Origin of the sequence: Clavibacter sp. MX14-G9D (assembly GCF_032917815.1) — a bacterium.
Classification (GTDB): Bacteria; Actinomycetota; Actinomycetes; order Actinomycetales; family Microbacteriaceae; genus Clavibacter; species Clavibacter michiganensis_K.
On sequence record NZ_JAVCVL010000195.1, the window covers coordinates 1 to 4,996 of the forward strand.

A 4,996-nucleotide genomic window follows, 5' to 3' on the forward strand; every position below is an offset into this window, starting at 1 on the left:
CCTCGAGCGCGCGGCCGGCCGCCGGGTCGTCCCGCAGGCGGCGGCGGAGGGCCGCGGCGGAGGAGGCGGGCTCGTCGTGCATGCGGCCTCCTCGTCGCGGTCCGTCGTCCGCCCAGGCTACGTCGCGGCGTGCCGGAGCGGGAGGGCGACGGCGCCCCCGTCCCGGGGTCCCGCCGCATCCCGGACGTGGTGGCGGCCGAGGGGGAGCATCAGCGGCCGCCCCGAGGTGGGGTCGACGATCACGCGGCTCTCCAGCCCGAACACGGCACGCACGCACTCCTCCGTGAGCACCTCCGCCGGCGGTCCGGCCGCGTGCAGGCGCCCGTCGGCCAGCGCGATGAGCTGGTCGGCGTACCGGGCGGCGAGGTTCAGGTCGTGCAGCACCATCACGACCGTCGTGCCGCGCGCGCGGTTGAGGTCGGTGAGCAGGTCGAGGACCTCCACCTGGTGGCTCACGTCGAGGAACGTGGTCGGCTCGTCGAGCAGCAGCAGGTCGGTGCGCTGGGCGAGGGCCATGGCGATCCAGACGCGCTGCCGCTGCCCGCCCGACAGCTCGTCGACGGCGCGGTCGGCGAGCCCGGCGGTGTCGGTCGCCTCCAGCGCCTCCGCGACGGCCAGGTCGTCCTCCCGGCTCCACCGCGACAGGAGGCCCTGGTGCGGGTGGCGGCCGCGCCCGACGAGGTCGGACACCGTGATGCCCTCGGGCGCGACGGGCGACTGCGGGAGGAGGCCGAGCGTGCGGGCGAGCTCCTTCGCGGGGATGCGGTGCACGTCGCGCCCGTCGAGGACCACGCGCCCCTCCCGCGGCGCGAGGAGCCGGGACATCGACCGCAGGAGGGTCGACTTCCCGCAGGCGTTGGCGCCCACGATGGCGGTGACGCGGCCGGGCGGCACGACGAGGTCGAGGGACCGGATCACGGTGCGGTCGCCGTAGCCGAGGGCGAGCCCCTCGACGGACAGCGAGTGGGTGGTGGTCACAGGGCGGCTCCTCGGCGGTTGCTGCGGACGATGAGGTACACGAGGTAGGGCGCCCCGAGGATCCCCGTGACGACCCCCACGGGCAGGCGGATCCCGAGGGCGTGCTGCCCGAGGACGTCGCCCACGACGACGAGGAGCGCCCCCACGAGCGCCGAGGGCACGAGCAGCGACCCGCCCGGCCCGACGATGCGCGCGGCGATGGGGCCGGACAGGAACGCGACGAACGCGATGGGGCCGGTCGCGGCGGTCGCGAAGGCGATGAGCCCCACGGCGGCGACGATCACGACGAGCCGCGTGCGGTCGACGCCGACGCCGAGGGCGGCAGCCGTGTCGTCGCCGAGGCGCGTCGCGTCGAGGGCGCGGGAGCGGCTGAGCAGCACGGGCCCGAGCACCGCGAGCGCGAGCAGCACGGGGAGCGCGTCGCCCCAGCCGACGCCGTTGAGGCTGCCGGTGAGCCAGCGCATGGCCGCCTGCAGGTCGCCGTCGGCGGCGGTGGAGAGCACGTACGTGGTGGCGCTGTCGAGCATCGCCGCCACGCCGATCCCGATGAGGATGAGCCGCGTGCCGGCGACGCCGCCGCGGTAGGCGAGCGCGTAGACGAGGAGCGCGACCGCGAGGCCCGCGACGATCGCGAGCACCGAGGTGGCGGTCCGCCCGAGCGACAGCGTCACGATGGCGAAGGCCGCCGCCGCGCTCGCGCCGGAGCTGATCCCGATGATGTCGGGGCTCGCGAGCGGGTTCCGCAGCATGGTCTGGAACGCGACGCCGGAGAGCCCGAAGCACATGCCGACGAGCACGGCGAGGGCGGTCCGGGGCAGCCGCAGCCGGCCGACGGTGAAGGTCGCGCCCGGCACGTCCTGGCCGAGGGCGACGCGGACCACGTCGTCGAGCGGGTGGAAGGTGTTCCCCACCATCAGGGAGAGGAGCGCGACGGCGGCGATGAGCACGGCGAGCACCGCCACCACGACCCGGCGGCGGAGCGACCTGCGGCGGCGGCCGAGCGCGACGGCGTCGGCGGTGCGGGTCACGCGGGCGCGGTCCTCGAGGGCGGCGGTCACAGCGCCCGCACCCTCTGCCGGCGGACGATGTGGATGAAGAACGGCGCGCCGACCAGCGCCGTGATGATGCCGACGTCGAGCTCCGCGGGCCGCGCGACGATGCGCCCGAGCACGTCGGCGGCGGTGAGGAGGGCGGCCCCGAGCAGCGCGGAGAAGGGGATCAGCCAGCGGTGGTCGACGCCCACCAGCAGACGGCTGGCGTGCGGCACGACGAGGCCGACGAACCCGATGGGGCCCGCGATCGCCGTCGCCGCGCCGCAGAGGACCACCGCGCCCGCCGCGGCGAGGCCCCGCGCCAGCGCGACCCGCTCCCCGAGGCCGGCGGCCAGCTCGTCGCCGAGCGCGAGCGAGTTCAGGGAGCGCGCGGACAGGAGGCACGCGAGGACGCCGACGACGAGGAACGGCACGACCTGCTGCATGCTCGCGAACGTCGCGCCGCCGACCCCGCCGATCTGCCAGGAGCGCACGCCGCCCGCGATGTCGTTGCGCGGCAGCACGACGGCGGTCACGAAGGATGCGAGCGCGGCGGAGGTGGCGGCGCCCGCGAGGGCGAGCTTCAGCGGCGTCGCGCCGTCCCGTCCGAGGGAGCCGACCGTGTAGACGAAGACCGCGGTGACGGCGGCGCCGCCGATCGCGACCCAGATGAAGCCCGTCGGGGTGCTCAGGCCGAAGAACGCGATGCCGGTGACGACCGCGAGGGCCGCCCCCGTGTTGACGCCGAGGATCCCGGGGTCGGCCAGCGGGTTCCGCGTCACGCCCTGCATGACCGCGCCGGAGAGCCCCAGGGCGGCGCCCACCGCCACCGCGAGCACGGTGCGGGGGATGCGCGTGGCGACCGAGGCGGGCCCGAAGCCCTCCACGGAGCCGGAGAGCGCGGCGACGATGTCGGACCAGCCGATGTCGCGGGATCCGATCACCACGGACGCGAGCATCAGCGCGGCCAGCACGAGCGCGGTCCCGATCAGCGCGAGCGCGCGCCGGCGCCCCGGGCGTCGTCGGAGGACGACGCCCGGGGCGCGGACGGCCGGATCGGCCGCGGTGGTCCCGGGGGTCACGCCGCCCGGGCGGCGGCGTCGGCGATGAGGGAGAGGTAGTCGTCGAGGACGTACGAGATCGACAGCGGGGTCGGGTTCGCGGCGGTCCCCAGCGGGGTGGTGCCCGGCAGCAGCACGATCGCGTCGTTCGCGACCGCGGGGATCTGGGACAGCAGCGGGTCGCCCTCGAGCGTGGCGACGAGCTCCTCGTCGCCGTAGGTGACGATCACGTCGACGTCGCGGAAGGCGTCGGCCTGCTCCGCGCTCGTGGTGAGCGAGTACTTCTCGGTCGAGGACGACGCCTCCGCGATGCTCGCCGGCGTCTCGAGGCCGATGTCCTCGAAGAACATCGCGCGGGTGTCGTGGGTCGTGTAGAAGCTGACCTCGCTGAGGTCGGCGGAGTCCACGTGCGTGAGGAACATGGCAGAGGTGCCGGTGAGGGCCTCGAAGCCGGAGACGGTCTCGTCGATCTCGGCCTCCAGGTCGGCGACGAGCTGCTCGCCCTCCGCCGCCATGCCCATCGCCTGGCTGTTCACCTCGATCATCTCGCGCCAGGGGGTGCCCCAGGCGGTCTCGGGGTACGCGACGACGGGCGCGATCTCGCTGAGCGTGTCGTAGTCCTCCTGCGTGAGGCCGGAGTAGGCGGCGAGGATCACGTCGGGCTGCGTGTCCGCGACGGCCTCGAAGTCGATGCCGTCGGTCTCGTCGAACAGCACGGGCGTCTCCGCGCCGAGCTCGGTCAGCTTCTCCTCCACCCAGGGGAGCACGCCGTCGCCGTCGTCGTCGCCGAAGTTCGCGGCGGCCATCCCGACGGGCACCACGCCGAGGGCCAGCGGCACCTCGTGGTTCGCCCAGTTCACCGTGGCGACGCGCTCGGGCTGCGCCTCGATGGTCGTGGTGCCGAGCGCGTGCTCGATGGTGATCGGCGTGAAGCCGGAGTCGGCGGACGGCTCGGCGCCGGCGTCGGACGCGGGCGGGGTGGAGCAGCCGGCGAGGCCGAGGGCGAGGAGCGCGGCGGCGGAGGTCGCGGCCAGGCGTGCGGTGCGGGACATGCGTGCCTTTCGGTGGGGGTGCCCGGTGCCGTGGGCGCGACGGATCGACCCGACGGGCGGGTCCGAGCGTCGCGGGCAGGGCGGCGCCGCATCGCCGTGCTGTCGGCGAGGCGGCCGTGCCGCCCTCGCACGGCAGGCGGATCGTCCGGGACGATCCGTAAGGGTTGCCTAACCTTACCAGCGTGAAGGTTTTCGAAGTCAAGCCGGGCGGGGGCGGCAGCGCGTGCGACGGACCAGACTCGCGACCATGACCACCGCTCCCGAGCCCGGCCCCGCGACCGCCCCCGCCCTCACCGACGCCCAGCTCACCGCCCGCGACCACATGCCGGGCCTCGTGCACCACATCGTGCTCTTCCGCCTCCGCGACGACGCGGCGCCCGAGGACCGCGAGGAGGTGGAGCGCCGGTTCCGGGCGCTCGCCGACTCGCCGCACCCGGACGGCTCGGGCCCGTACATCCGCTCCCTGCACGCGGGACGGCAGTCGAGCCCCGAGGGCGTCGGCCGCGGCTTCGAGCTGGGGTTCGTGCTGACCTTCGCGTCGGAGGGGGACCGGAACCTGTACCTCGGGGAGCCGCTGATCCGGGATCCCGCCCGCATCGACGCCGCGCACGCGGCCTTCAAGCACTTCGTCGGGCCGCTGCTGGCGCCGGACCCGCACGGGGTGCTGGTCCTCGACTTCACGGAGCCGGCGCCGGCGCCGGAGCCGGAGCCGGAGGGGGAGCCGGCGCCGGCGGCCTCGGCCGACGGGCCCGCGGGGGCGTCCGCGGCCTGATCCCGCGCCCCAGTAGCGGGCCGGGGCGCCGTCGCGGTCGCACGCTGAGCGCCTCGCGGCCAGCATGGGTGGGGACGCCCGCCCACGATCCGCCGACGAGAC

General features: G+C 75.6%; 5 protein-coding genes. 1 reads left to right on the top strand and 4 read right to left on the bottom strand.

Annotation, left to right across the window (positions count from 1 at the left end):
* Nucleotides 1-117 precede the first annotated feature (117 nt).
* The 4 genes from Q6969_RS12850 to Q6969_RS12865 are packed head-to-tail and all read right to left on the bottom strand — an operon-like array spanning nucleotide 118 to nucleotide 4,122.
* Nucleotides 118-978 (bottom strand): ABC transporter ATP-binding protein, encoded by an 861-nt coding sequence (locus Q6969_RS12850; RefSeq protein WP_317230783.1) that lies wholly within the window; start codon nucleotides 976-978, stop codon nucleotides 118-120.
* Entirely contained in the window at nucleotides 975-2,036 is a 1,062-nt protein-coding gene (locus tag Q6969_RS12855) for an iron ABC transporter permease (protein WP_317230784.1), read from the bottom strand. Before Q6969_RS12855 ends, Q6969_RS12850 begins: the two co-directional genes overlap by 4 nt.
* Complete coding sequence (locus Q6969_RS12860) at nucleotides 2,033-3,091, bottom strand: iron ABC transporter permease (RefSeq protein ID WP_317230785.1); 1,059 nt, start codon at nucleotides 3,089-3,091, stop codon at nucleotides 2,033-2,035. The genes Q6969_RS12855 and Q6969_RS12860 overlap by 4 nt, the downstream gene beginning before the upstream one ends.
* Nucleotides 3,088-4,122 (bottom strand): iron-siderophore ABC transporter substrate-binding protein, encoded by a 1,035-nt coding sequence (locus Q6969_RS12865; RefSeq protein ID WP_317230786.1) that lies wholly within the window; start codon nucleotides 4,120-4,122, stop codon nucleotides 3,088-3,090. Before Q6969_RS12865 ends, Q6969_RS12860 begins: the two co-directional genes overlap by 4 nt.
* Nucleotides 4,123-4,369: 247 nt before the next feature.
* Here Q6969_RS12865 and Q6969_RS12870 point away from each other — a divergent pair, with 247 nt between their 5' ends.
* A complete protein-coding gene (locus Q6969_RS12870; RefSeq protein WP_317230787.1) occupies nucleotides 4,370-4,894 on the top strand; it encodes a Dabb family protein in 525 nt (174 codons plus the stop codon).
* Nucleotides 4,895-4,996 lie beyond the last annotated feature (102 nt).